The sequence below is a fragment of the Pseudomonas sp. ARP3 genome (assembly GCF_001029595.1).
Classification (GTDB): domain Bacteria; phylum Pseudomonadota; class Gammaproteobacteria; order Pseudomonadales; family Pseudomonadaceae; genus Aquipseudomonas; species Aquipseudomonas rhodesiae.
The window spans coordinates 89,852-115,370 of record NZ_LEKF01000007.1 but is presented as its reverse complement, the minus strand read 5'-3'; the positions used below and the strand labels follow the sequence as shown (position 1 = coordinate 115,370).

Sequence of the window (25,519 nt, the reverse complement as noted above, 5' to 3'; positions counted from 1 at the left end):
TTACGCCAGGCTCTTGCTGACCACTTCGTACACATCGCTGGACAACTCGCCGGACGCGAGGATGCGCTCCAGCTCGGCCTTCATCAGCGCCTGGCGCGCGCTGTCGTACTTGCGCCAGCGGGTCAGCGGTGCCAATTGGCGCGACGCGATTTGAGGGTTGAGGACGTTCAACTGGATCACCAGGTCCGCCAGGAAGCGGTAACCGGAACCGTCCGCGGCGTGGAAGTTGATCAGGTTCTGCCCGGCAAAGGCGCCGATCAGCGCACGCACCTTGTTCGGGTTCTTGATCGTGAACGCCGGGTGCTCCATCAACGCCTTGACCCGCGCCAGGCCGCCCGGCAGTGTGCTGCCCGCCTGCACGCTGAACCACTGGTCCATGACCAGCGGGTTGTCCTTGAAGTTCTCGGCGAACACCGCCAGCGCCTGGGCTTTTTCCGCCTCGAACGGCGAGTTGACCAGCACCGCCAGCGCCGTCAGCCGCTCAGTCATGTTGTCGCAGGCGTCGAACTGTTCCAGGGTCGCCGCCAGCACTTCGGACTTGGCGCTGAGCATCAGGTAGGACAGCGCAATGTTCTGCAAGGCACGTCGCGCAAAGTGTTCGGCCGAGGCCACATAAGGGGTCTGGCGCGACAATTCGCGATTGGCCTGATAACGCAGCCACAGGGTGTCGAACAAGTGGTCGGCCAGCTGCTTGCGCGCAAATTCGCGGGCGGCATGGATGGCGTCCACGTCCGCCACGTCGCTGATCTCGGTGAGATAGGCTTCGCTCGGCAACGAGAGCATTTCCGCGACCATGGCCTGGTCGAGGGTTTCGTCCGTCAGCACCGTGCGCAGCGCGTCAATCAGACGCTGATCCAACTGCAGCGGCTGACCGGCCTGATGCTGGCCGATCAGCTCCTGCAACACCTGCACCGACAGTTGCTGCCCGGCATCCCAACGGTTGAAGCCGTCGCTGTCGTGCTGCATCAGGAACATCAGCTGATCACGGCTGTAGGGGAAGCTCAGCTTCACCGGCGCCGAGAAGCCGCGCAGCAGCGACGGCAATGGCTGCTCTGGGATATCGACGAAGGTGAAGGTCTGCTCGGCTTGCGTCACCGACAGCACGCGGGAGGTGCCAGCGGCTGCGGCCTCGCCTGCCAGGCGCAGCGGCAGGTCGGCGCCCTCGCCGTCCAGCAAGCCCAGTGCCACCGGGATCACGAAGGGAAGTTTTTCCATCTTGTCCGGAGTCGGCGGGCAGCTCTGGCGGAACGTCAGGCTGTAGGTGTGGGCGGCAGCATCGTAGGACTCGCTCACCGCCAGGCGCGGCGTGCCGGCCTGGCTGTACCAGCGTTTGAACTGGCTGAGATCCACGTTGTTGGCGTCTTCCATGGCCTTGATGAAGTCATCGCAGGTCACGGCCTGGCCGTCGTGGCGTTCGAAGTACAGGTCGCTGCCCTTACGGAAGCCTTCGGCCCCGAGCAAGGTGTGGATCATGCCGACTACTTCCGAACCCTTTTCATACACGGTCAGGGTGTAGAAGTTGGAGATTTCGATAAAGCTGTCCGGGCGCACGGCGTGAGCCATGGGGCCGGCGTCTTCGGCGAACTGGTGAGTACGCAGGTAGGCCACATCCTGGATGCGCTTGACCGTGGCCGAGTTCATATCGGCGGAGAAGCCCGAGTCACGGAACACCGTGAAACCTTCCTTGAGCGACAGCTGGAACCAGTCGCGGCAGGTCACGCGGTTGCCCGACCAGTTGTGGAAATACTCGTGGGCGACAATCGCTTCGACCCGCTGGTGCGCGGCGTCGGTAGCGGTCTCGGCGCGGGCCAGCACGGCGCTGGAGTTGAAGATATTGAGGCCCTTGTTCTCCATGGCGCCCATGTTGAAGTCATTGACCGCCACGATCATAAAGATGTCGAGGTCGTACTCGCGGCCGTAGGTTTCTTCGTCCCAGCGCATGGATTTTTTCAGGCTGGTCATGGCGTGCTGGCACTTGTCGATGTTTTCCGGCTCGACGTAGATGCGCAGCGCCACTTCACGCTGGGTCATGGTGGTGAAGCTGTCTTCGACGCACCACAGGTCGCCGGCCACCAGGGCGAACAGGTACGCAGGTTTCTTGAATGGGTCTTCCCAGGTCGCCCAGTGACGGCCGTCTTCACCGGGGCCGCTGGCGATCGGGTTGCCGTTGGAGAGCAGCACCGGGTAGCTGTGCTGTTCGGCGATCACCGTGGTGGTGAACCGGCTCATCACGTCCGGGCGGTCGAGGTAATAGGTGATCTTACGAAAGCCCTCGGCTTCGCATTGGGTGCAGAACATGCCGCCGGATTTGTACAGGCCTTCCAACGCGGTATTGGTTTCCGGGTGGATGCGCACGCTGGTGTCGAGCGTGAAGCTGTCGTGGGTCGGGTGCAGGGTCAGGTGGCTGTCGGTCAACTGGTAGTCAGCCTCGGTCAGTTCCTTGTCGCCCAGGTTGACGCTCAGCAGCTCCAGTTGCTGCCCATCCAACACCAGCGGCGGCAGGCCGGCGCCGCGCTCGGGATTGCGGCGCATCACCAACTGCGCGTGGACCAGGCTGTGGTCCTCGAACAACTCGAAGGTCAGGTGCGTCTCGTCGATCAGGTAGTCCGGCGCCTGATAGTCCTTGAGGTAGATCATCTTGGGTTGTTCGGTGCGCATGGTGGGCATCCTTCTACTGATGCACGGCGAGCTGGTAGGCCGTGTACTTGCGAATATTGATAACGCCTGTGTCGAAGATCAGGTATTGGCCTTTGATCCCCAGCAGCGTGCCTTCGGCAATTGGGTTCTTGTCCAGGTTGAAGCTGACAATCTTGGCCGGATACTGCTCGACCGGGTAGCGGATTTCAATCGGTTCGATGTCGGCAATGGTTTGGATGGCCTGTAGGCCAAAGCGTTCCTGCAACCCCTGCAAGCCCTCGGCACAGGCGGCGAACAACTCGTCACGCACTTGCTTGAGGTTCACGCTGACCGCGTCGCCCTTGAGCAATGCCCGCCAATTGGTCTTATCGGCCACCTGGCTGCGAAACAAGTCTTCGACAAAACCGGACTGCTGGCGCGTGGCCACGCGCATGATCGGTAACGCTTGACTGGCGCCCTGATCGAGCCAACGCGTCGGCAGCTGGGTGGCGCGGGTGATGCCGACCTTGATCCCGGAGGAATTGGCCAGGTACACCACGTGGTCGGTCATGCAGAACTGCTCGCCCCAGCTCGGATCGCGGCAAGTGCCAGCGTCGTAATGGCAGCGCTCGGGGCTCATGATGCACAGGTCGCACTGGGCCAGTTTGGTCATGCACGGGTAGCAATAACCTTGGCTGAAACTGGTCTTGGTCTTGCGCCCGCAATGGCTGCAATGAATGGCGCCGAGGTATTCCAGGCGCACGTGGGTGCCAATCAACGGGTTGACCGGCACTTCGGTATCGCCCAGACGAAACGCATATTGAACGGTCGGCTCACCGAGTTTCGCCGACATTTTGCTGACTGCACCGCGACCGATTTCAATCAATGGATCGCGTCCGACTTGAACAGGATATTCGGCACGGTGGTCGACTTCGACTGGCATTCCTGCGGGCCCATGTAGCCGGTGCGCTGGTCTTCCGGCAGGTTCTGGATCTCCCAGGCGATCATCGCCTGCAACGACAACTCGCGCTGCTCGGCGGTGAGTTTGCGGCCGTCGGACCACTTGCCGATTTCCACCGCGAGCTTGAGGCTCTGGTAGATGTCCGGGGTGATGTTTTCGATCATTTCAGCAAAAGAGGACATGGAGACTCTTCCTTTAATTAATTGGCGTTTTACGACGGCTATAGAGCCCGCCCAGCAGGCCGGTGAAGCAACCGATCACAAGCCCGCCCACATGGGCCGCGTTGGCGATTTCGCCGAAGCCGATCATCGAGACCAACCCCGACAGGCACAACACCAGCCACACCAGCATCATCGCCAGCACCCCACGGGGCAGGCGATAGGCCGGGTTGGGCGACAACAGTTGATAGATCCAGCAATGCCCGAGCAGGCCATACAACACGCCGGACAACCCGCCGAACAGGCCCGGGCCGCCGTAGGCGTATTGCGCGTAGTTGGAAACCAGGCTGAACAGCAGAGTCAGCCCAAGCAGGTTGATACTGCCCTGGCGCGCTTCGATGCGCCGGCCCAGTTCCCAGTACCACATGCCATTCATGGCCAGGTGCAGAATGCCGAAGTGCAACAGCATCGGCGTGACCAACCGCCACCACTGCCCCGATGCCAGGCTGTCGGCCAAAGGGGTGAACTGAATGTAGTCGCCCAGTACTCGGAACGGCAGAAAGCTCAGCCAGCTCATGGCCTGCAGGTTGTCGCCCAGCAGAGTCAGCGCCCCCACCACCAAGCTCGCCAGCAGCACCAACGCGGTCACTGGGCTATGCCGCACCTGCTGGAGGAAACCGGGACGGGTCACGGGAGCCTGTTCGGGAATGTCCAACTGCTGGTCTGGATCGCCGGCCGGGAAGCGTTGATACAACACGCGCACGTCATCGCTGATGCTTTCCGGCACCCATAACACTTGCTCACCGGCCTCTTCGCTGACGCGATGGGGCACTTGCATGCGTTGCAGCAATTTGACGAAACCACCCAGGTCGACGCTCAGCGGCAATCGTAATACAGCCACGGTACTCATAGGATCACCTCCGGCCGCTCGACATCGACCCACACGAACTTATGCGGGTCCAAGCGAGTTTCCTGGTCCAATCGATAGGCCACCAACTTGCCATACAGCACCGCGCTGTAATCCAGACAGGCCAAGTTGGGGCGAATCGGCGCCGGTTTGCCACTGCGCCAGTAGTGGCCGACGAACAGCAACGGCTCGTCGGCGCCATAGCGCAGCAGGGAGTTCTTTTCATGGGGCGATAACGGCGTGCGCGCCACCGGCTCGGGCAGCGCATCGGGTTGGAACACGATGTCGCCGTAGGTCTTGGGGTCGTCTTCCCAGAACTTGGTGCGGAAGAACGAGCGCGTCAGGCCGTCGCCGCCGGTCAGCGTCAGGCCGTCGGGCAGGCGCATATCGGTGCCGCGCAACAGGCGGTCAAAGGCATTGCAGGCAAAACTGCCAGGCACGGCGGCGGCCTGCAGGAAGTGCGGGTCGATGCAACCATCCGGGAATGTGGCGCGCAGCGGCTGGATAAAGCTGTCGTCCCAGCACGCATGCACCACGCGGAAACGCCCGGCATCGACAAACAGCGGCATGTCGTAGAACCAGCCGAGGAAGTCGTGCCAGTCGGCCGGATGCTGCTCGAACTGGGTCAGGGTTTCGTGGATCAAGCGCTCATGCCGTGGGGTGTGCTCGCGCACGTACTGCTTGCCACTGCCCGGCGGCGCCGGCGTGGCCCAGCCCAGGGCATTGAACTCGTGATTGCCCATGATGCACAGCGCCTGGCCGGCTTCGGCCATGTCGTGGACGATATGCAGCGCTTCGCGGATGCGTGGGCCACGGTCGATGATATCGCCGAGGAACACCGCCATGCGCGACGGATGGCGCCAGGTGCCGGCCTGCTTGTGATAACCCATCTGGTCGAGCAAGTGCTCAAGGGTATGCGCGCATCCGTGCACGTCTCCAATCAGGTCGTAGCTACGCGCGGGATCGAGCATCAGTCGCCTCCACCCCCCAAGCGGCTGCCCCAGCCCAACTTGGTGCGGCACACTTCGTAGTAGTTGTGATCCAGCGGGTGGATCAAGCGCAACTTCTGTGCCTTTTTGCTCACGGTGATGGTGTCACCGGGGGCGCAGGTGAAATGGTTCTGCCCGTCGCAGGAGACTTGCGGGTAGATCTGCATGTCTTTGGACACCACGATTTTCAGCTCACTGTTGCCATCGACCACAATCGGTCGGCTGGACAACATATGGGGATACATCGGCACGATCACAATGGCATCGAGCTTGGGGTGCATGATCGGGCCGCCGGCGGACAGCGCATACGCGGTGGAGCCGGTGGGCGTGGCGACGATCAGGCCGTCGGCTTTCTGGCTGCACACGAACTGGCCGTCGATATACAACTCGAATTCGATCATGCGTGTGGACTTGCCAGGGTGCAGCACCACATCGTTGAGCGCATCACCCTGACCGATGGCTTCGCCATGGCGACGCACTTCGGCTTGCAGCAGGAAACGGTTTTCCACCAGGTATTGGCCGTCGAGCACCTTGGCCACTTCGACTTCCAGCTCATCGGGGCGGATATCGGTGAGAAACCCCAGACTGCCCCGGTTGATCCCCAGCACCGGCACGTTATGCCGCGCCAGCGCCCGGGCCGCGCCCAGCAGGCTACCGTCGCCGCCGACCACAATCACCATGTCACAGACTTCGCCGAGCATCTTGCGTGACGAAGTCTGCAGGCCGTGGCCGGGAAGGATTTCGGCGATGGTGTCTTCGAGGATCACATGCAGGTGGCGCTCGAGCAGAAACTTCTTAAGCCGGCGGACGGTGTCCAGCACCTGGGTACTGCCCAGGCGACCGATAATGCCGATATTGCGAAATTGCTCCATGGGGCTCCTGCGGGATTGGGGTGTGGCGAAAAACCCCGATTATGGGCGAAAGGCCGCGCCAGGCAAAATCCTTTGTCGCCGCGAAGCCTTGATGACAACGGTTCTCAGCCCCCTTCTGCGCGGTTAAACGGCTATGCTCGGACACATGACTGTGTTCCCCGATCTACTCAACCTGCCCCGCCAACTGCGCCACCCGGAGGTGCGCGACTTGGCGTGGGTGATCCTCGCCCCGCCGATGCTAGCCCGCGCGCCCTGGCCGCAGCGTCACCCGCTGGCCGGCAGTGACTGGGTGCAAGCACCGGATCGGCTCGCCCACTGGCTGCGCAGCCTCGACCAAGACAGCCGGACCTTGCAGCACTGGTTGAGCCTGTCGCGCACGCGGCGCTTGGGGCTGTACTACGAACGCTTGTGGCAATTTGCCGTGCAGCATGCGCCGGGCGTGGAACTGCTGGCCGCCAACCTGCCGATCCGCCGCGCCGGGCATACCCTCGGTGAACTGGACATGCTGCTGCGCGACCGCGACGGCGTGCATCACCTGGAATTGGCGATCAAGCTCTATCTCGGCCCGCAGCACGGCAACGGCCAGGACACCGCGCAATGGCTGGGCCCCGGCTGTCACGACCGCCTCGACCGCAAACTGGCGCACCTGGCCCAGCATCAACTGCCGATTTCAGCACGGGCCGAGAGCCGCGAAGCTTTGGCGGCGCTGGATATTCAGCAGTTCGACGCGCACTTGTGGCTGGGCGGGTATTTGCTCTACCCCTGGCCCGGCCTGGCCGAACCACCGACGGGCGCGCACCCTCAGCACCTGCGCGGGCGTTGGTTGCATCAGCGCGACTGGCGGGATTTTGTCGCGGTCAGCGCGCCCGGACGCTGGCAACCCCTGCCCCGCCATGCCTGGCTGGCGCCGGCGCATTACCCGGCGGATGAAGTGTGGAGTGAGGAACAGCTGCGGGCGTGGCTGGCCGACCTTGATCCGCTGGCGCCTGCGCAGTTGCTCGTGCGCATGGTGCAGAACGGCGGGGATTGGGAGGAAGCCGAGCGCTTGTTTCTGGTGGCCGATCTTTGGCCGAATGTGCCGGGGGCTGGTTGATGGCGGGTGTGGTGTATGTGAGTGCGTCATCGGGGGCAAGCCCCCTCCCACACTGACCGCATTCCAAAGGGTGTACTCGATCAAATGTGGGAGGGGGCTCGCCCCCGATGGCGGTGGTACCGCCACTACACCTCATCGATATGCCGGTAATCCAACTGCAACCCAGCCGCCAACTCCTGGGCCCGCCCCAGCCTGATCGGCCCGCGCTCGATATCCACCAGCAACCCCGCACACGCCAATAACGGCAACCCGCCGATGTCCTTGAGCCGCCCATCCGTAATCACCAACACACGCTGCTGCTCAGCCGGATACCGCTTGCGTCGCGCCACCATCCAATGCTGCGCCTCGGTCAGTGCCGCCAGCAACGGCGTGCCACCGCCCGCACCCAGCTGATCCAGCCAGCCGGTCAGGCTTCTGGCAGCTTTCAACCCTTGAACCTGCCACTTCGGCGCCTGGCCGCTGGCGGTCAACAAGGCCATGCGTGCGCGTTGCCGGTAGGCGTCGTCAAAGAGCTGGGCGAGCAACCCCTTAGCGTCGGTTAATGCACGATGCCGCCGGGTGGACGCCGACGCATCGACGATCACCAGCCACAACTCGTGGGCCGCGCGGCTGCGCAGGTGGTAGCACAGGTCTTCACGGGAATGCGGCCGGCCGCCGAGCAAAGTACCGGGCCAGTTGATCGAACCCTGCCGGGCACTGCGCGCCTTGCCTTGCCTGCCATTGTCCAGTCGCCCGACCTTGGGGCGGGCATCCGTCCCCGCGTCAGGTCGGGGGCGGATGCCTAGGGCTTTTTTGGCCAGGTGGGCACGTCTCGGCGAGTGCCGGTAGGCAGGGCCGGCGCGGGCATATCGCCCCATTGGCCTTGAGCGGGCGAGCTGTCCGAAGGCTTCGGCGACTGTGCCTGGCTGGGTGGGCTGGCCGGTGGAGATGGCTCCTGGCGACGATGGCGCAAGGCAAGTTCCGCGACGGCTTCGATGTCCTCTTCGGCAATCTCATCCGCGCCCCGCCACGCCGCATGGGCCCGGGCGCCGCGCAGCCAGACCAGGTCAGCACGCAAACCATCGACACCGGCGGCAAAGCAGCGCTCGGTAATCTGCGCCAGGGCCTGATCATCCAGCTCGATACTGTCCAACCGCGCCCGCGCCTGAGTGCAGCGCTCGCGCAACGCTGCCTGCTGTTCGGCCCACTCGGTGCAAAAGGCGGCGGGATCGCTGTCGAAATCCAGGCGGCGCCGGAGGATCTGCCCGCGCTCGACCGGCAAGGTCTGCCCGCTTAACGCCACATTGAAGCCGAAGCGGTCCAGCAGTTGAGGGCGCAACTCGCCCTCCTCCGGGTTCATGGTGCCAACCAGTACAAAGCGCGCCGAATGGCGGTGGGAAATGCCGTCGCGCTCGATCAGGTTGGTGCCACTGGCGGCCACGTCCAGCAGCAGATCCACCAGATGATCGGGCAGCAAATTCACTTCATCCACATACAGCACACCGCCATCGGCCTTGGCCAGCACGCCCGGGGAAAACTGCGCACGCCCCTCGCCCAGCGCGGCGTCCAGATCCAGAGTGCCCACCAAGCGTTCTTCGGTGGCCCCCAGCGGCAACGTCACGAATTGACCGCTGGCCAACAGATCGGCCAGGCCACGGGCCAGGGTGGACTTGGCCATGCCGCGCGGACCTTCGATCAGCACGCCGCCGATCTTGGGATCGATAGCCGCCAGACACAGCGCCAGTTTCAGGTCATCGGCGCCGACCACGGCGGACAGCGGGAAATGGGGAATATCGGTCATTGACTGTCTTCTTCTATATCCAGCAACAGGTTTTCCAAGGCGTCACGGTAAGCACCTGGCGCCTGCCAGAGGCCGCGCTGCTGGGCTTCGAGCATGCGCTCGGTCATGTCGCGCAATGCGTCGGGGTTGTGTTGCTGCACGAACGCCCGGGTGTCGGGGTCGAGCAGGTAGGCATCGGCGAGCAAGGCATATTGATGATCGTCAATCAGCGCCGTGGTGGCGTCGAAGGCGAACAGATTGTCCACGGTGGCCGCCATCTCGAACGCGCCTTTATAGCCGTGACGCTTCACCCCTTCGATCCACTTGGGGTTGGCGGCGCGGGCGCGGATCACCCGGTTCAGCTCTTCCTTCAAGGTGCGAATCTTCGGCAGGTCCGGCTGGCTGTGGTCACCGTGGTAGCTGGCGGCTTTGTCGCCGCTCAGGGTTTCCACGGCGGCGAGCATGCCGCCCTGGAACTGGTAATAGTCGTTGGAATCAAGCAGGTCGTGTTCGCGATTGTCCTGATTCTGCACCACCGCCTGCACCTGGCTCAGGCGCTGGGCAAACTGCTCACGGGCGGCGGTGCCCTCGTCGGACCCGCCATAGGCGTAGCCACCCCAGTTCAGGTAGACCTCGGCGAGGTCCGCACGGCTTTGCCACAAACGCCCATCAATCGCGCCCTGCACCCCAGCGCCATAGGCCCCCGGCTTGGCACCGAAGATGCGCCAACCGGCCTGTTTCGCTGCCGCGTCGTCGTCCAGCCCGGATTGACGCAATGCCTCGCGCTCGCTGCGCACCTTGGCGGCAAGCGGGTTCATATCGTCCGGTTCGTCCAGCGCTGCCACCGCCTGCACCGCCGCGTCGAACAGGCGGATCAGGTTGGCGAAGGCATCACGGAAGAATCCCGACACGCGCAAGGTCACATCGACGCGCGGGCGATCCAGCAGGCTGATCGGCAGGATCTCGAAGTCGTCCACCCGCTGGCTGCCGGTGGCCCAGACCGGGCGCACGCCCATGAGCGCCATGGCCTGGGCGATATCGTCGCCGCCGGTACGCATCGTGGCGGTGCCCCATACCGACAGGCCGAGCTGACGCAGGTGATCGCCATGATCCTGCAAGTGCCGCTCCAGAATCAGATTGGCCGACTGGAAGCCGATACGCCAGGCCGTGGTGGTGGGCAGGTTGCGCACATCCACGCTGAAGAAATTGCGCCCGGTGGGCAGCACATCCAGGCGCCCGCGACTCGGCGCACCGCTGGGCCCCGCCGGCACGAAGCGACCGCTCAGCGCATCCAGCAAGCCGCGCATTTCCGCCGGGCCGCAGGCGTCCAGGCGCGGCGCGACGACACTGCGCAGGTTGTCGATCACTGCACTCACCTCTTCCCAGCCCGGTGCCTGCAATACCGCCAGCGGACCGTTCAAGGCTTGCTCAATCAACTGCGCCGCATACAGCTCCAGGCGCTCGCGGGTATCGCCAGCGGTGCGCCAAGGCTGACTATCAATGCCTTGCAACACCTCGGGGCGCCGGCCGGTCCAGGGTTCGGCCAGGGCGCAGTCCAGCGGGTCGAAGCCCAGCGCGAAGGCCTTGGCCAACACGCGCAGCAGGCTCGATTGCGCGCCACGCCCGTCGCCGCGCGGAATGCGCAGCAAGGCCAGCAATGTGTCGATGCGCAAACGGCCCTGGGGCGATTCGCCGAAGATGTGCAGGCCGTCGCGAATCTGAGATTCCTTGAGGTCGCACAAGTAGGTGTCCAGGCGCGGTAGCCAAATCGCGGCATCGGCATCGCCGTCCAGCTGCAGTTCCTGGTCGATGCGGGTTTCGCGCACCAGTTTGAGAATGTCTTTCTGCAACTCGCGGGCGCGGCGTGGGTCGAGCAATTGCGCTTCGTAATACTCGTCCGCCAGCAGCTCCAGGTCGCGCAGCGGACCGTAGGTTTCGGCGCGGGTCAGCGGTGGCATCAGGTGATCGATGATCACCGCCTGGGTACGACGTTTGGCCTGGGCGCCCTCGCCCGGGTCGTTGACGATAAACGGATAGATGTTCGGCAGCGGCCCCAGCAACGCATCCGGCCAGCAGTGCTCCGAGAGGCCCACGCCCTTGCCCGGCAGCCATTCCAGGTTGCCGTGCTTGCCGACGTGGATCACGCCATGGGCGCCATAGGTATGGCGCAACCAGAAGTAGAACGCCAGGTAGCCATGGGGCGGCACCAGGTCCGGGTCGTGGTACACCGCGCTGGCGTCCACCTGATAGCCGCGCGCCGGCTGGATACCGACAAAGGTCAGGCCCAGGCGCAAGCCGGCAATCATCAGGCGGCCATCGCGGCACATCGGGTCTTGCTGCGGCGCGCCCCAACGCTGCAACACGGCTTGGCGGTTGGCTTCGGGCAAGCGCAAGAACAACGCCTCGTACTCGTCCAGGCCCAGGCTCTGGTGGCAAGGGCGCAGGTCCAGGCTGTCGAGGTCGTTGGTCACGCCACCGAGCAGTTCATGGATCAACGCCGTGCCGCTGTCGGGCAGTCGATCCGGCAGCGGATAGCCCTCGGTTTGCAGCGCGCGCAGGATATTCAGCGCCGCCGCCGGAGTGTCCAGGCCGACGCCGTTGCCGATGCGACCGTCACGGGTCGGGTAGTTGGCCAGCACCAGGGCGATGCGTTTTTCCCCATTCGGCACCCGCGCCAGCTCGACCCAGCGCCGCGCCAGTTCGGCGACGAAATCCATGCGCTCGGGCGCGGCGCGATAGCACACCACGTCGGACTGGCTGCGCTCGCTGCGCCAGGCCAAATCCTTGAAGCTGATCGGCCGGCTGATGATGCGCCCGTCCAGCTCCGGCAAGGCAATGTGCATGGCCAGGTCACGGGGCCCCAGGCCCTGTTCGCTGGCCTCCCAGCCGGGCTGGTTGTCCTGGGCGCAGATCGCCTGGATCACCGGGATATTGCGCCGAAACGGGCGTAAATGCGGCGCCTCCGGACTGGATTGAGCAAAGCCGGTGGTGTTGAGAATGACCGCCGCGCCGACCTCGTCCAGCAGATCCTCGACCACCGTCAGGCAGCCAGGCTCTTTCAAACTCGCCACCGCCATCGGCAACGGGTTAAGCCCCGCCGCCTGCAGACGCTGGCAGAACACATCGATAAAGCAGGTATTGGCCGCCTGCAGATGGGAGCGATAGAACAGCACCGCCGCCACCGGCCGCTCGGCGCGCCAATCCGCCTGCCAATCGCTCAAGCGCGGGTTGGCGTGGCGCGGGTGATAAATCGCCGTGCGCGGCAAGGTGTGCGGCTCGGCCCAGACATAGTCACGGCCCAGGTGAGCGCTGGCCAGGCAGCGATAGAAACCCAGCGCATTGCCCAACCCGCCCTGGCGCAGGAACTGCCACAGGCGGTCGCGCTGTTCGGCGTTAACCGTGCTCAGGCCGCTGAGTTCCGGGTCCGGGCGATCATCCCCCGGCACCAGAATCAACGTCACCCCACGCTCGGCCAGCTCCACCAGGCGCTCGACGCCATAGCGCCAGTAACCGATACCGCCGTGCAGCGAAATCAGAATGACTTTCGCGTGGCGCAGCACCTCGTCGACGTACAGGTCCACCGAGGCATGGTTCTGCACCTGCATGGGGTTGGCCAGGCGCAGACTGGGGTAGTCGTCGGGCAGTTGCCGGGCTGCTTCGGCCAGTAGCGCCAAGCTGGAATCGCCGCTGCACAGGACCACCAGTTCGGCGGGCGTCTGGCCAAGGTCGGCGATATTGTCGTCCGCGACAAAACCGCCGGGCTGAGTCCTGAGCAGGTGCATGGGTTAAACGCTGAGCGCGGCGCGCAGTTGCGCTTCGAGGCCGGCGGCGTCCAGGTCCTGACCGATCAGCACCAGGCGCGTGGTGCGCGGCTCGTCGGCCGTCCAGGCGCGGTCGAAGTGTTTGTCGAAACGGGTGCCCACGCCCTGAATCAGCAGGCGCATCGGTTTGTTGGGGATAGCGGCAAAACCTTTGACGCGCAGGATGCCGTGCTGCACCACCAATTGCGTCAGGGCGTCGAGCAGCAGCGCTTCATCTGCCTGTGGCAGATCGATGGAGATGGAGTCGAACGCGTCGTGGTCGTGATCGTCTTCACCTTCGTGGTGGTGGTCGTGATGGCTGTGACGCGCGTCGATGTGTTCCTCAGAGCCTGCGCCCAGGCCGATCAGCACCTCCAGGGGCAAGCGACCGCTGCTGGCTTCGACGATCTTCACCGCCGGCGGCAGTTCTTCGGCGACTTCCAGGCGCACACGGGCCAGGTCATCGGGGCTGATCAGGTCGCACTTGTTGAGGATCACCAGGTCGGCGCTGGCCAGTTGGTCGGCAAATAGTTCGTGCAGCGGCGATTCGTGGTCCAGGTTCGGGTCGAGCTTGCGCTGGGCGTCGACCTGATCCGGGAACGCAGCGAAAGTGCCGGCGGCCACGGCTGGGCTGTCGACCACGGTGATTACCGCGTCAACCGTGCAGGCGCTGCGGATTTCCGGCCACTGGAAGGCTTGGACCAAGGGTTTTGGCAGGGCCAGGCCCGAGGTTTCGATCAGGATATGGTCGAGGTCGCCACGGCGCGCCACCAATTCGCGCATCACCGGAAAGAACTCTTCCTGCACGGTGCAGCACAGGCAGCCGTTGGCCAGCTCATACACGCGGCCGTTGGCTTCTTCCTCGGTGCAGCCGATGGAGCACTGTTTGAGGATCTCGCCGTCGATGCCCAACTCACCGAACTCGTTGACGATCACCGCAATGCGACGGCCCTGAGCGTTGTCGAGCATATGGCGCAGCAACGTGGTTTTGCCCGAGCCGAGGAAGCCGGTAACGATTGTGACGGGAAGTTTGGCCAGTGTTTTCATCGGATGCCCTTGGGGGCGGGCATACGGGACGATAGGCCCTGCGCAGGCGCGCAGCAGCGGATTTCGTCACCGGATCACCCCGCCCGGTTGAATTAAAAAATCGGTGACGAGGCAGGTCTCCTGGCTTGGGGCGTTCGGGTCGCAAGACCGGCGCTGACTGCGCCTTCCCGCCTGATGGCAGTGGCGTGGCAGTCAACTGAACCCTTCACAGTTGCGGGGGCAGCCGCGGCTTGGACCGCGTTCCCTTCTTAGCTTCGACCTGGGCCGAAGAACCTCGAAGGTGCAAGGCTACAGGGGGATGGTGAATTTGACTACCGCTGCTCTGCATGCTTTCCTACAGGCCTTGTTTCGGGTGCCCTTCACAGGGTGAAACGGGAAACCGGTGCGCCATCTTGCGATGGTCAGTCCGGTGCTGCCCCCGCAACGGTAAGCGAGCGAAGCGTCACGGCCACTGTGCTTGAGCATGGGAAGGCGACGCTTTAAGGGTTCTTGGCAGAGCCCCCTCGCAAGCCCGGAGACCGGCCCGAAAAAATCAGATAACAAACCCGCGGTGGGCGGGCGCTGTTCAAACCCTGCGGGTCCGGCTCGCGGGGTTTTTATGCGCACGTCCCCACCCCAGACACCTGAAAGGGACGCGCCATGTCGATCATCAGCAGCACTTCGCCCGCCACCAGCGGCACCACTACCCTGAGCCAACGCCTGACCGCCGCCATCGGTGCGTCGATCCTCGGCGCGTGCCTGGTGTACTTCGCCGGCTTTTCCCACATCGAGGCGGTGCATAACGCCGCCCACGATACCCGCCACAGCGCCGCGTTCCCGTGCCACTGAGACCTGCCGAGATGATTAAGCGTATTGCGCAAACCGCAGGATTCACCGGCCTGCTGGCCGCCCTGCTGCTGACCCTGCTGCAAAGCTTCTGGGTGGCTCCGCTGATTTTGCAGGCCGAGACCTTCGAGCAGGCACCGGCAGCCCATGAACACGCCGCCGGCACCGCCGCGCACACCCACGACGCAGAAGCCTGGGAGCCGGAAGATGGCTGGCAGCGCGTGCTGTCGACCACCGCCGGCAACCTGGTGGTGGCCGTCGGTTTTGCCTTGATGCTGGCCGGTCTCTACACCCTGCGCGCCCCGACCCGCACGGCTCAGGGCCTGCTGTGGGGCTTGGCCGGTTATGCGACTTTCGTGCTGGCACCCACCCTGGGCCTGCCGCCGGAACTGCCGGGCACCGCAGCGGCTGACCTGGCGCTGCGTCAGACCTGGTGGATCGGCACCGCCGCGTCCACCGCGGCCGGTATCGCCCTGCTGGTGTTCGGTCGCAACGCGCTGCTCAAGGTCCTGGGCGTGGCGATCCTGGTAGTGCCCCATGTGATTGGCGCGCCACAGCCGGCAGTGCATTCGATGCTGGCGCCGGAGGCGCTGGAAGCGCAGTTCAAAATTGCTTCACAGCTGACCAACATGGCGTTCTGGCTGGCGTTGGGCCTGATCAGCGCGTGGTTGTTCCGGCGTAACCGCGACAGTCATTACGCGGCATGAGCCTCGTCGCCGGTCTGGGCTGCCAGCGAGGTTGTGAGGTTCACAGCCTGTTGGCGCTGCTGGATGAGGCATTGGCCGAAGCAGGCGTCGAGCGCCGGCAGCTCACTGCACTGGCGAGTATCGATCTGAAACACGCTGAACCAGGGCTGCTGGCGTTGGCCACAGCCTTGGACCTGCCCTTGTGCTGCTTTAACGCCCAGCACCTGGCGGCATATGAAGGTCGGCTGAGCCACAAATCTGCCGTGGCTTTTGCCCACACCGGCTGTTACGGCATTGCCGAAAGCGCCGCGCTGGCAGCGGCCGAACAGCTCGACGCAGCCCCTGCAAGACTGCTGATCACCCGCCGCAAAAACGCCCATGCCACGGTGGCGTTGGCCTGCACGGGTTAAAAACCCGATAATCGCCTTCCCCGATCATGAACAATCTTCATGCTCGTCCGTTTTTTCACAGGAACGCTCCATGACCGTCTACTTTATCGGCGCTGGCCCCGGCGACCCGGAATTGATCACTGTCAAAGGCCAGCGGTTGATCCGCAGTTGCCCGGTGATTATCTACGCGGGGTCACTGGTGCCCGCGGCGGTGCTGGAGGGTCATCAGGCCTCACAGGTGGTCAACAGCGCTGAGCTGCACCTGGAGCAGATCATTGAGTTGATCCAGACCGCCCACGCCAATGGCTTCGATGTGGCGCGAGTCCACTCCGGCGACCCGAGCCTGTATGGCGCCATTGGCGAGCAGATTCGCTGCTTGCGTGCGTTGGGCATCCCATTCCAGATCATCCCCGGCGTCACCGCCGTTGCCGCTTGCGCGGCCTTGCTGGAAACCGAACTGACCCTGCCGGACATCGCCCAGAGCGTGATCCTGACGCGCTACGCCGACAAGACCCCCATGCCCGCCGGCGAAGACTTCGCCAGCCTGGCTCGACATGGCACCACCATGGCGATTCACCTGGGGGTCAACCATCTGGAAAAGATCGTCGCCGAACTGCTTCCACACTACGGTGCGGATTGCCCGATCGCCGTGGTGCATCGCGCAACCTGGCCGGATCAGGATTGGGTGACAGGGACGCTGGGGGATATTGCCGAGAAAGTCGTCGCCAAAGGGTTTCGGCGCACGGCGTTGATTTTAGTGGGTCGGGTGTTGGCCAGTGACGGTTTCAGTGAATCCTCGTTGTATCGGGCGGGGCATGCGCACCTTTATCGAACTTTATAAATAACTTTATCAATTAGATATAAGCTTTTGATTTAGTTTATTTTTATAGAGGCGTATCAGTTGGCGGCTTAGTTGCTGATCCGGCGCTATCGGGGGCAAGCCCCCTCCCACATGAAGCAACCTCGCAGCGTCCAGTGAACGCGGTCTACTGTGGGAGGGGGCTTGCCCCCGATAGGGACTTCCAGTAGTTGAAGGCCACGCTGACTCACTACAATCTTAGGCAAGCCTTTTCATCACTTAATCTGATTTATGAGATAAATATCTCAACCAACTGAATTTAAATCAAAAAAAAACGGCGCTCACGGGGCGCCGTTTTTTTGTTCGCAGCGAACGCCTTACTCAGTAGTAGGCGTTTTCTTTCTGCGTATGGTCGGTCACGTCACGCACACCCTTGAGCTCCGGTATACGCTCCAGCAAGGTGCGCTCGATGCCTTCCTTCAAGGTTACGTCGGCCTGGCCGCAGCCTTGGCAGCCGCCGCCGAACTTCAACACAGCGATGCCATCTTCGACCACGTCGATCAGGCTCACCTGACCGCCGTGGCTGGCCAGTCCTGGGTTGATCTCGGTTTGCAAGTAGTAGTTGATGCGCTCGTTCACCGGGCTGTCGGCGTTGACGTTCGGCACCTTGGCGTTCGGCGCCTTGATGGTCAACTGGCCGCCCATACGGTCGGTGGCGTAGTCCACCACCGCGTCGTCGAGAAACGCTTCGCTGAAGCTATCGATGTATGCGGTGAAGCTTTTCAGCCCCAGGGCAGTGTCTTCAGGTTTCTCTTCACCGGGCTTGCAGTAGGCAATGCACGTCTCGGCGTATTGGGTGCCGGGCTGGGTGATAAAGACGCGGATGCCGATGCCTGGGGTGTTCTGCTTGGACAGCAGGTCGGCCAGGTAATCGTGGGCGGCGTCGGTAATGGTTATGGCAGTCATGGAAACTCCTCACAGGCTTGCCGGCAGTTTACGCCAAATCATTACAGAGTTACAAAGTCCCAGTATTTTTGTCGGAAAAGCCGGTCACGCAGGTCAGAGGTTTTGATAACGATTCATGTCCAGCACGCCCTCTTCCAGTGGAGTGGTCTCGTGGAGGTAGCGCGACAGGTCGTGAAAATACGCCCAGAACTGCGGATGGCTGCGACGCACGCCCCAGCGATCGACGATCTTCTCAAAGCTCTCGGCGTCCTGGGCCTGCTCCATGCGGGAGACGAACTCCGGCACGTCTCCGGCGGGAATATTGAACATAAAGTTCGGGTAGCTGCTCATCACCCCAGGGTAGACCGTCAGCGTGTCCAGCCCCGGCTGGTAGCGGTACGCCTCCCCTAGCAGGAACGCTACGTTACTGTGGGCACGGTTGCGCAACAGGCTGTAGACCTCACGTTTGCCGCTTGGGGTTTCCACGCGCAGCATCGTGGCTTCGGGCAATTGATTGATCACTTTGAGCCCAGCCGCCGGGCGCGATGCAAGGCGGCTCAGGGCCTGGTCGACGTCCTGCAGCGCCGGATCGATGCCCTCACGCGAGCAGTACGCACCGGTACAACGGTTGATCGGGTCGGGGCTGACGTTCAAGTCGCCGTAGCGGGCGAGCAACTGCTGGGCGAAATCGCGTTTCGGGTCCTTCTTAGCCAGGTGCAGGCCAGTGGGCTTATCGTCGTCGATGGCTTCGTAGTCCAGCCACAGCTTGAGCTTGCCGCTGTTCTGGTACCAGTCGTCGAGGTAGTCCTCGCGTGAGTCCGCCGGCATCAAGCGCAGGAAGTTCTGCTCGGCGCCATTGCGGATCAGGTCGAAATACAGGCGAGTCTGGGCTTGGTGCGAGACGTTGCCGAACACATCGAAATTGACCACCAACTGGTAATAGGTGCGCTCCAGCAACGGGTAATCGAACAGCCACATCGTCTGCGGCACCTCGCCGATCAGGCCCTTATTGACCGACGCACTGTCGAAGTGCCGGAAGATGCTCAACAGCGCGTTGTCATTGCCGGCCCACAGGGTCGACCAACTGGGCGCCGGCAGGTCTGCGTAGTTGTCGCGGCGCAGGGCTTCGTACTGGTTGCGTTTGTCGCGGTATTTGAGCCACAGGCTAAGCACGCTGCCCACGTCATCGTTCTGCCCCGGCATCGCCAGCAACGGTGTGGCTTGGCCGCGATAGCGCGCATCGGTGATGTACAGGTCATGGTCCGGGGCCTGGAACAAAGCCCAGAAGTTATCGCGGATCACGTCCGTGGCGATCTGCCCACGGCACACCGGCCCGCGAATAAAGGTACGCACGAAGTATTCGGCGTTATCCAACATGAACTGATAGCGCGCCTGGGCCGGGATCGCCTCAAAGGTCTCGAACGGGTTGGCACGCCGCCCTGGGCCGTAGCCCGGTAACGCGCTGACCTGCCAGTCGCTGCCATAAAACAAGGCTTTGATCCGCGCCATTTTCTGCGCACTGAGCGGATAGGTGATGTGGGTTTTATGCACGATCACGCCCTGGATCGGCCACAAACGGTAGTAAATCCGCGTGCCCGGGTCGTCGTTGGGGCGACGGGTGTTGATCAGGTCAATCGGTTGGCCGCTGGGCGTGCGCGAGCGCACCCACTGAAAGAAATGCCCCGGCTCACCGCCCTCGAAGTACAGATGGGCGATAAACAGGTGCTCGAACAGCCAGCGCGCCACCAGGCTTTCGCGGGCGCCGGGGGCGTTGAGCAGGTTTTCCCATTGCAGCACCTGCGCCGCTTCGCGGGCACTGGGTGCCACGCCTTGCTCGTCGATGGGCGCCCCGGAGGCCAGCCAGCGTTGCAGTGTCTGGTATTGCTGGTCGGTCAGCCCGGTGACCGCCAGCGGCATGCCTTCATTGGGATGGGCGCCGGCATAGGCGTCGAACTCCCCCGGCAAGGGGCACATGTTTTCACGATTGAGGCCCAGCACAATGTCGTCGGGCAGCTTGCCATTGGGGTGCAAGGGCGTACGACGATGTCCCAGCTCCAGCATGCGCGCCATCAAGGCAGCCTGACTGCCCTGGGCATCCAGCACCGAACTGAACCCTTCGCGCTGCCAGGCGGCTTTGCCGAAGGCGTCATAGAACAAACGGGTCGGCTTAGTTGCCTGGCTGCGTTCGCCATCGTAGACCGGTACTTTGCTCGCGCCCCGCGCCGCACCTTCGCCACTGCCCAGGTTCAACTGGCAGGCGGAGTCGTAGCACGCATGGCAGGCCACGCACTTCTCGGTGAAAATCGGTTGGATATCGCGGGTGTAGGAGATTGCCGGAACGGGACTCTGGGCGTGGACGGTGCTGGCGAGCAAGGCCAATGCGGCGCAGACGAGTGAACGAAGTAACATGGATCGGTCCCGATTCAAGGGGTACGCTGAAAAATTGCCGGTGATTCTACCGGGCCATGCCTGCTGGCAACATGAACGATATTCATGCAAAACCCAGGCATGCTCCAAATCCGCACAGGTTTGCTATGATCCACGCCCTCCGTAATGCCTGACCAGAGTAGTCCCATGTCCGATCGTAGCGCTCGTCTGCAAGCTCTTCACCACGCCCTCAAGGAACGCATCCTGATCCTCGACGGCGGCATGGGCACGATGATCCAGAGCTATAAACTGGAAGAACACGACTACCGTGGCAAACGTTTCGCCGACTGGCCCAGCGACGTCAAGGGCAACAACGACCTGCTGGTGATCACCCGCCCCGACGTGATCGGCGGGATCGAAAAGGCTTATCTGGATGCCGGCGCCGACATCCTCGAAACCAACACCTTCAATGCCACGCGGATTTCCATGGCCGACTACGGCATGGAAGAACTGGCCTATGAGCTGAACGTCGAAGGCGCACGCCTGGCGCGCAAGATTGCCGATGCCAAGACCGCCGAGAACCCGGACAAGCCGCGTTTTGTCGCCGGTGTACTGGGCCCGACCAGCCGCACGTGCTCGCTGTCGCCCGACGTGAACAACCCCGGCTACCGCAACGTAACCTTCGATGAACTGGTGGAGAACTACACCGAGGCCACCAAGGGCTTGATCGAAGGCGGCGCCGACCTGATTCTGATCGAAACCATCTTCGACACCCTCAACGCCAAAGCCGCGATCTTCGCCGTGCAAGGGGTGTTCGAGGAACTGGGCCTTGAGCTGCCGATCATGATATCCGGCACCATCACCGACGCTTCCGGCCGGACTCTGTCGGGCCAGACCACCGAAGCGTTCTGGAACTCGGTAGCCCACGCCAAGCCGATTTCCGTGGGCCTGAACTGCGCCCTCGGGGCCAGCGAACTGCGCCCGTACCTGGAAGAGTTGTCCAACAAGGCCAACACCCATGTGTCCGCGCACCCCAACGCCGGCCTGCCCAACGAATTCGGCGAGTACGACGAGTTGCCGGCGCAGACCGCCAAGGTCATCGAAGAATTCGCCCAGAGCGGCTTTCTCAATATCGTCGGCGGTTGCTGCGGCACCACGCCGGGCCATATCGAAGCCATCGCCAAGGCCGTGGCCGGTTATGCGCCGCGCGTGATCCCGGACATTCCCAAGGCATGCCGCCTGTCGGGGCTGGAGCCGTTCACCATCGATCGCAACTCGCTGTTCGTCAACGTCGGCGAACGCACCAACATCACCGGTTCCGCCAAGTTCGCCCGGCTGATCCGTGAGGACAACTACACCGAAGCCCTGGAAGTCGCCCTGCAGCAGGTGGAAGCCGGCGCCCAGGTGATCGACATCAACATGGACGAGGGCATGCTCGATTCGAAGAAGGCCATGGTGACCTTCCTCAATCTGATTGCCGGCGAGCCGGACATTTCCCGCGTCCCGATCATGATCGACTCCTCCAAGTGGGAAGTGATCGAGGCCGGCCTCAAGTGCATCCAGGGCAAGGGCATCGTCAACTCCATCAGCATGAAGGAAGGCGTCGAGCAGTTCATCCACCACGCCAAACTGTGCAAGCGCTACGGCGCGGCGGTGGTGGTGATGGCGTTCGACGAGGCCGGCCAGGCCGACACCGAAGCGCGCAAGAAAGAAATCTGCAAACGCTCCTACGACATTCTGGTCAATGAAGTGGGTTTCCCGCCGGAAGACATCATCTTCGACCCGAACATCTTTGCGGTCGCCACCGGTATCGAGGAGCACAACAACTACGCGGTCGACTTTATCAACGCCTGCGCCTACATCCGCGATGAGTTGCCGTATGCGCTGAGTTCCGGCGGTGTGTCCAACGTGTCGTTTTCGTTCCGCGGCAACAACCCGGTGCGCGAGGCGATCCACTCGGTGTTCCTGCTGCATGCGATCCGCAATGGCTTGACCATGGGCATCGTCAACGCCGGCCAGTTGGAGATCTACGATCAGATCCCCGCCGAGCTGCGCGACGCGGTGGAAGACGTGGTCCTTAACCGCACCCCGGACGGCACCGACGCCCTCCTTGCCATTGCCGACAAATACAAGGGCGACGGGAGCGTCAAGGAAGCCGAGACCGAAGAATGGCGCGGCTGGGACGTCAACAAGCGTCTGGAGCATGCGCTGGTCAAGGGCATCACCACCCATATCGTCGAAGACACCGAGGAATCGCGGCTGTCGTTCGCGCGCCCGATCGAAGTGATCGAGGGCCCGCTGATGTCCGGCATGAACATCGTCGGCGACCTGTTCGGCGCCGGCAAAATGTTCCTGCCCCAGGTGGTGAAATCCGCCCGGGTGATGAAACAGGCCGTGGCCCACTTGATCCCCTTTATCGAGCTGGAAAAAGGCGATAAGCCGGAAGCCAAGGGCAAAATCCTGATGGCTACCGTCAAAGGCGACGTGCACGACATCGGCAAGAACATTGTCGGTGTGGTATTGGGTTGCAACGGCTATGACATCGTCGACCTGGGTGTGATGGTGCCGGCGGAGAAAATCCTGCAAGTGGCCAAGGAACAGAAGTGCGACATCATCGGGCTGTCGGGGCTGATCACGCCGTCCCTGGACGAGATGGTGCATGTGGCGCGCGAAATGCAGCGCCAGGACTTCCACCTGCCGCTGATGATCGGCGGCGCCACCACCTCCAAGGCACACACGGCGGTGAAGATCGAACCCAAGTACAGCAACGATGCAGTGATCTATGTGACCGACGCCTCTCGCGCCGTGGGCGTGGCTACGCAACTGCTGTCCAAGGAATTGAAGGCTGGTTTTGTCGAGAAAACCCGCCAGGACTACATCGAAGTGCGCGAACGCACCTCCAACCGCAGTGCGCGCACCGAGCGCCTGAGCTACGCGGCCGCCATCGCCAAGAAGCCGCAGTTCGACTGGGCCAACTACACCCCAGTGACGCCGACTTTCACTGGCGCCAAGGTCCTGGACAATATCGACCTGAGGGTGCTGGCCGAATACATCGACTGGACGCCGTTCTTTATTTCCTGGGACCTGGCGGGCAAATTCCCGCGCATCCTCACCGATGAAGTGGTGGGCGAAGCGGCGACCGCGCTGTACGCCGATGCCCAGGCCATGCTCGATAAGTTGATCAACGAAAAACTCATCAGCGCCCGTGCGGTGTTCGGTTTCTGGCCGGCCAACCAGGTCGACGAGGATGACCTGGAGGTCTACGGCGACGATGGTCAGCCCCTCGCCAAGCTGCATCACCTGCGCCAACAGATCATCAAGACCGACGGCAAGCCGAACTTCTCCCTGGCCGACTTCGTCGCCCCCAAGAACAGCGGCGTGACCGACTACATCGGTGGCTTTATTACTACCGCTGGCATCGGCGCCGAAGAAGTGGCCAAGGCGTACCAGGACGCAGGCGACGACTACAACTCAATCATGGTCAAAGCCCTCGCCGACCGCTTGGCCGAAGCCTGCGCCGAGTGGCTGCACCAGCAGGTGCGCAAGGAGCACTGGGGTTACGCCAAGGATGAACAACTGGACAACGAGGCGCTGATCAAAGAGCAGTACAGCGGCATCCGCCCTGCCCCCGGCTACCCTGCGTGCCCGGACCACACCGAGAAAGCCCAACTGTTCCAACTGTTGGACCCCGAAGCCCGCGAAATGCACGCCGGGCGCAGCGGTGTGTTCCTTACCGAGCACTATGCGATGTTCCCGGCAGCGGCCGTCAGCGGCTGGTATTTCGCCCATCCCCAGGCGCAATACTTTGCCGTGGGCAAGATCGATAAAGACCAAGTCGCCAGCTATACCGCACGCAAGGGCCAGGATCTGACCGTGACCGAACGCTGGCTGGCGCCGAACCTGGGCTACGACAGCTAAACCTGGCGTGCTTTCAAATTTGGCCGATTGTCTATGCTGTCCCTCACACACTGAGTGTCGAGGGACCTATGGACGAGCACAAACCGCCGACCTTCTGGCAAATGCTGCACAGCGTGGTGGCCGCCGCTTTTGGCGTACAAAGCGGTAAGAACCGCGCCCGTGACTTCACCCACGGCAAGCCCAGCCACTTTGTGGTCCTGGGCATCCTGTTCACGGTGGTATTTGCCTTGACCCTGTTCGGTATCGTCAAGCTGGTGCTGCACCTGGCCGGTGTTTAACGCAGCAGCCATTGCAGGCTGAACGGGTAACGGTAGGACGCCGGTTTGCCCTGGGCGGACAGCGCACGAAAATCCACCGCAGGCACAGGCCGCAGCAAGCGTTGCGCCTGCTGCGCGTCGATCAACTGGAACAGTGCTTTCTGACGCTCAAGCCCGCCGTGGGCGCGGATGTCGACGCCGTTGGCATCGTCATGGATCAGCACCATCGCCCATCCACCCAGGGTGAAATGCCCGGCCACCAGCGTGCTCAGTCGCCCGTCCAGGCGCGCCCGAAGGATTTGCGGTGAGCTATTGACAGCGCTGAACAGCACATCCTTGCCTGGTGTTCGTCCGCTGTTCTGAAGGGCGCGCATGGCGCCCAACGCCATCTCGTCGTTAGCCGACCACACCAAGGCCGTGCGCGGATAACGCTTGAACAACTGCGTAGCTTGCTCAAACGCACGTTCGCGGCTCCACTCGCCGTAGACCAACTGACGCAGACGTACTTCGGGATGCTCGGCCAGCGCACGGTGCAAGCCTTGCTCGCGCAACTGTGCGGCCGGGGTGTGCTGGGCGCCGGAGAAGGCCAGCAGATCGAGGGTATGTCCCGGCGCGACGGGGCCGTGCTGGCGCAGCAAGTCGATGAGCATCAAGTAGCCGGCGGTATCGTCTTCGGCTACCAGGGTGCCGATCTCATCGACATCGGTCTGAGCCTCCAGCCATTGTGCTTGACTGGCGGTCAGCGCGTTATTCACCAGCAGCAGCTTGACCCCACTGCCCTGGGCCATACGCATGATCTGCGGGGCGACGTACTGCTCGTTGACCAGCACTAGATAATCCGGGCGCTTGTCGCCTTGCAGTGCCTCACGGGCCTGCACGAGGGTGTTCTGGATTTCGCGCTCGGCATAACGCACGCGCAACTCCAGGCCGAGATCCTTGGCGGCGGCCTGCATGAATTGCGCGTAATCGACCCAGAAGGTTTCCGTCGACTTGCCAGGGTTGAGGAACACCACGGACGTGGCTTGAGCCGTCGCCGCATACGCAGAACCCAGCAAGTACACACACGCCAGCAAAACCTTCAACATGGTGATTTGAGCCTTGAAAATAAGCCGCCTAGGATAAAGGCGATGC

General features: G+C 62.9%; 20 protein-coding genes and 2 riboswitches. Of the genes, 7 read left to right on the top strand and 13 right to left on the bottom strand.

The annotated features are described in order from the left end of the window. Genes pepN through ABX75_RS10895 form a run of 6 tightly spaced genes read right to left on the bottom strand, consistent with a single transcriptional unit; the run spans position 1 to position 6,503 of the window. Complete coding sequence (gene pepN, locus ABX75_RS10920) at positions 1–2,658, bottom strand: aminopeptidase N (RefSeq protein WP_047881921.1); 2,658 nt, start codon at positions 2,656–2,658, stop codon at positions 1–3. Between the two features lie 13 nt (positions 2,659–2,671). Beyond that, a complete protein-coding gene (locus tag ABX75_RS10915) occupies positions 2,672–3,502 on the bottom strand; it encodes a DUF2797 domain-containing protein (RefSeq protein ID WP_034113190.1) in 831 nt (276 codons plus the stop codon). Continuing rightward, complete coding sequence (locus ABX75_RS10910; RefSeq protein WP_034097057.1) at positions 3,499–3,759, bottom strand: YeaC family protein; 261 nt, start codon at positions 3,757–3,759, stop codon at positions 3,499–3,501. Before ABX75_RS10910 ends, ABX75_RS10915 begins: the two co-directional genes overlap by 4 nt. Before the next feature lie 13 nt (positions 3,760–3,772). Continuing rightward, positions 3,773–4,645: a rhomboid family intramembrane serine protease gene (locus ABX75_RS10905; RefSeq protein WP_034113188.1), complete on the bottom strand. Its 873-nt coding sequence runs from the start codon at positions 4,643–4,645 to the stop codon at positions 3,773–3,775. After that, on the bottom strand, positions 4,642–5,616 hold the full coding sequence (locus ABX75_RS10900; protein ID WP_162276718.1) for a metallophosphoesterase: 975 nt from the start codon (positions 5,614–5,616) through the stop codon (positions 4,642–4,644). The genes ABX75_RS10905 and ABX75_RS10900 overlap by 4 nt, the downstream gene beginning before the upstream one ends. Further along, positions 5,613–6,503, bottom strand: coding sequence for an NAD(+) kinase (locus ABX75_RS10895; protein WP_034097054.1), 891 nt, complete (start codon positions 6,501–6,503; stop codon positions 5,613–5,615). The genes ABX75_RS10900 and ABX75_RS10895 overlap by 4 nt, the downstream gene beginning before the upstream one ends. 145 nt (positions 6,504–6,648) lie before the next feature. Here ABX75_RS10895 and ABX75_RS10890 point away from each other — a divergent pair, with 145 nt between their 5' ends. Continuing rightward, a complete protein-coding gene (locus ABX75_RS10890; protein WP_047881920.1) occupies positions 6,649–7,596 on the top strand; it encodes a DUF1853 family protein in 948 nt (315 codons plus the stop codon). A 125-nt stretch (positions 7,597–7,721) separates the two neighbouring features. Here ABX75_RS10890 and ABX75_RS10885 read toward each other — a convergent pair whose 3' ends face one another. Genes ABX75_RS10885 through cobW form a run of 4 tightly spaced genes read right to left on the bottom strand, consistent with a single transcriptional unit; the run spans position 7,722 to position 14,202 of the window. After that, positions 7,722–8,324: a VWA domain-containing protein gene (locus tag ABX75_RS10885; protein ID WP_034097363.1), complete on the bottom strand. Its 603-nt coding sequence runs from the start codon at positions 8,322–8,324 to the stop codon at positions 7,722–7,724. Positions 8,325–8,377: 53 nt separating this feature from the next. Further along, entirely contained in the window at positions 8,378–9,376 is a 999-nt protein-coding gene (locus ABX75_RS10880; RefSeq protein ID WP_034097052.1) for an ATP-binding protein, read from the bottom strand. Next, positions 9,373–13,137 carry a cobaltochelatase subunit CobN gene (gene cobN, locus ABX75_RS10875; protein WP_047881919.1) on the bottom strand — a complete coding sequence of 1,255 codons (3,765 nt, stop codon included), beginning with the start codon at positions 13,135–13,137 and terminating at the stop codon, positions 9,373–9,375. The genes ABX75_RS10880 and cobN overlap by 4 nt, the downstream gene beginning before the upstream one ends. 3 nt (positions 13,138–13,140) lie before the next feature. Beyond that, positions 13,141–14,202, bottom strand: coding sequence for a cobalamin biosynthesis protein CobW (gene cobW, locus ABX75_RS10870; RefSeq protein ID WP_034097050.1), 1,062 nt, complete (start codon positions 14,200–14,202; stop codon positions 13,141–13,143). A 92-nt stretch (positions 14,203–14,294) separates the two neighbouring features. Further along, positions 14,295–14,494: riboswitch (cobalamin riboswitch) on the bottom strand. A gap of 41 nt (positions 14,495–14,535) precedes the next feature. Next, positions 14,536–14,744, top strand: a riboswitch (cobalamin riboswitch). Positions 14,745–14,841: 97 nt separating this feature from the next. Between cobW and ABX75_RS10865 the strand changes: the two genes are divergently transcribed. From ABX75_RS10865 to cobM, 4 genes are all read left to right on the top strand, one after another. Beyond that, positions 14,842–15,030, top strand: coding sequence for a CbtB domain-containing protein (locus tag ABX75_RS10865; RefSeq protein WP_034097049.1), 189 nt, complete (start codon positions 14,842–14,844; stop codon positions 15,028–15,030). Between the two features lie 11 nt (positions 15,031–15,041). Further along, positions 15,042–15,734: a CbtA family protein gene (locus ABX75_RS10860; RefSeq protein ID WP_034137919.1), complete on the top strand. Its 693-nt coding sequence runs from the start codon at positions 15,042–15,044 to the stop codon at positions 15,732–15,734. Continuing rightward, positions 15,731–16,123 carry a cobalamin biosynthesis protein gene (locus tag ABX75_RS10855; protein WP_047881918.1) on the top strand — a complete coding sequence of 131 codons (393 nt, stop codon included), beginning with the start codon at positions 15,731–15,733 and terminating at the stop codon, positions 16,121–16,123. Before ABX75_RS10860 ends, ABX75_RS10855 begins: the two co-directional genes overlap by 4 nt. Positions 16,124–16,193: 70 nt before the next feature. After that, positions 16,194–16,943: a precorrin-4 C(11)-methyltransferase gene (gene cobM / locus ABX75_RS10850; RefSeq protein ID WP_034113179.1), complete on the top strand. Its 750-nt coding sequence runs from the start codon at positions 16,194–16,196 to the stop codon at positions 16,941–16,943. 339 nt (positions 16,944–17,282) lie between these two features. Here cobM and nfuA read toward each other — a convergent pair whose 3' ends face one another. Both nfuA and ABX75_RS10840 read right to left on the bottom strand, forming a co-directional pair. Next, on the bottom strand, positions 17,283–17,867 hold the full coding sequence (gene nfuA, locus ABX75_RS10845; protein ID WP_034097045.1) for a Fe-S biogenesis protein NfuA: 585 nt from the start codon (positions 17,865–17,867) through the stop codon (positions 17,283–17,285). Positions 17,868–17,960: 93 nt separating this feature from the next. Further along, positions 17,961–20,255, bottom strand: coding sequence for a fatty acid cis/trans isomerase (locus ABX75_RS10840; protein WP_047881917.1), 2,295 nt, complete (start codon positions 20,253–20,255; stop codon positions 17,961–17,963). 165 nt (positions 20,256–20,420) lie between these two features. Here ABX75_RS10840 and metH point away from each other — a divergent pair, with 165 nt between their 5' ends. Both metH and ABX75_RS10830 read left to right on the top strand, forming a co-directional pair. After that, positions 20,421–24,131: a methionine synthase gene (gene metH / locus ABX75_RS10835; RefSeq protein WP_034097043.1), complete on the top strand. Its 3,711-nt coding sequence runs from the start codon at positions 20,421–20,423 to the stop codon at positions 24,129–24,131. Positions 24,132–24,199: 68 nt separating this feature from the next. Next, a complete protein-coding gene (locus ABX75_RS10830; RefSeq protein WP_034097042.1) occupies positions 24,200–24,409 on the top strand; it encodes a DUF2970 domain-containing protein in 210 nt (69 codons plus the stop codon). Here ABX75_RS10830 and ABX75_RS10825 read toward each other — a convergent pair. Continuing rightward, entirely contained in the window at positions 24,406–25,473 is a 1,068-nt protein-coding gene (locus ABX75_RS10825; protein ID WP_034097041.1) for an ABC transporter substrate-binding protein, read from the bottom strand. The two genes, ABX75_RS10830 and ABX75_RS10825, sit on opposite strands and share 4 nt — an antisense overlap. Positions 25,474–25,519 lie beyond the last annotated feature (46 nt).

Excerpts from the sequence above, each read along its gene's own strand:
- ABX75_RS10880 (WP_034097052.1), bottom strand. The coding sequence starts at position 9,376 with ATGACCGATATTCCCCATTTCCCGCTGTCCGCCGTGGTCGGCGCCGAT.
- nfuA (WP_034097045.1), bottom strand. The coding sequence starts at position 17,867 with ATGACTGCCATAACCATTACCGACGCCGCCCACGATTACCTGGCCGAC.
- metH (WP_034097043.1), top strand. The coding sequence starts at position 20,421 with ATGTCCGATCGTAGCGCTCGTCTGCAAGCTCTTCACCACGCCCTCAAG.
- ABX75_RS10910 (WP_034097057.1), bottom strand. The coding sequence starts at position 3,759 with ATGTCCTCTTTTGCTGAAATGATCGAAAACATCACCCCGGACATCTAC.
- cobM (WP_034113179.1), top strand. The coding sequence starts at position 16,194 with ATGACCGTCTACTTTATCGGCGCTGGCCCCGGCGACCCGGAATTGATC.
- ABX75_RS10895 (WP_034097054.1), bottom strand. The coding sequence starts at position 6,503 with ATGGAGCAATTTCGCAATATCGGCATTATCGGTCGCCTGGGCAGTACC.
- ABX75_RS10855 (WP_047881918.1), top strand. The coding sequence starts at position 15,731 with ATGAGCCTCGTCGCCGGTCTGGGCTGCCAGCGAGGTTGTGAGGTTCAC.
- ABX75_RS10890 (WP_047881920.1), top strand. The coding sequence starts at position 6,649 with ATGACTGTGTTCCCCGATCTACTCAACCTGCCCCGCCAACTGCGCCAC.
- ABX75_RS10840 (WP_047881917.1), bottom strand. The coding sequence starts at position 20,255 with ATGTTACTTCGTTCACTCGTCTGCGCCGCATTGGCCTTGCTCGCCAGC.
- ABX75_RS10830 (WP_034097042.1), top strand. The coding sequence starts at position 24,200 with ATGGACGAGCACAAACCGCCGACCTTCTGGCAAATGCTGCACAGCGTG.
- ABX75_RS10860 (WP_034137919.1), top strand. The coding sequence starts at position 15,042 with ATGATTAAGCGTATTGCGCAAACCGCAGGATTCACCGGCCTGCTGGCC.
- ABX75_RS10905 (WP_034113188.1), bottom strand. The coding sequence starts at position 4,645 with ATGAGTACCGTGGCTGTATTACGATTGCCGCTGAGCGTCGACCTGGGT.
- pepN (WP_047881921.1), bottom strand. The coding sequence starts at position 2,658 with ATGCGCACCGAACAACCCAAGATGATCTACCTCAAGGACTATCAGGCG.
- ABX75_RS10865 (WP_034097049.1), top strand. The coding sequence starts at position 14,842 with ATGTCGATCATCAGCAGCACTTCGCCCGCCACCAGCGGCACCACTACC.
- cobN (WP_047881919.1), bottom strand. The coding sequence starts at position 13,137 with ATGCACCTGCTCAGGACTCAGCCCGGCGGTTTTGTCGCGGACGACAAT.
- ABX75_RS10825 (WP_034097041.1), bottom strand. The coding sequence starts at position 25,473 with ATGTTGAAGGTTTTGCTGGCGTGTGTGTACTTGCTGGGTTCTGCGTAT.
- cobW (WP_034097050.1), bottom strand. The coding sequence starts at position 14,202 with ATGAAAACACTGGCCAAACTTCCCGTCACAATCGTTACCGGCTTCCTC.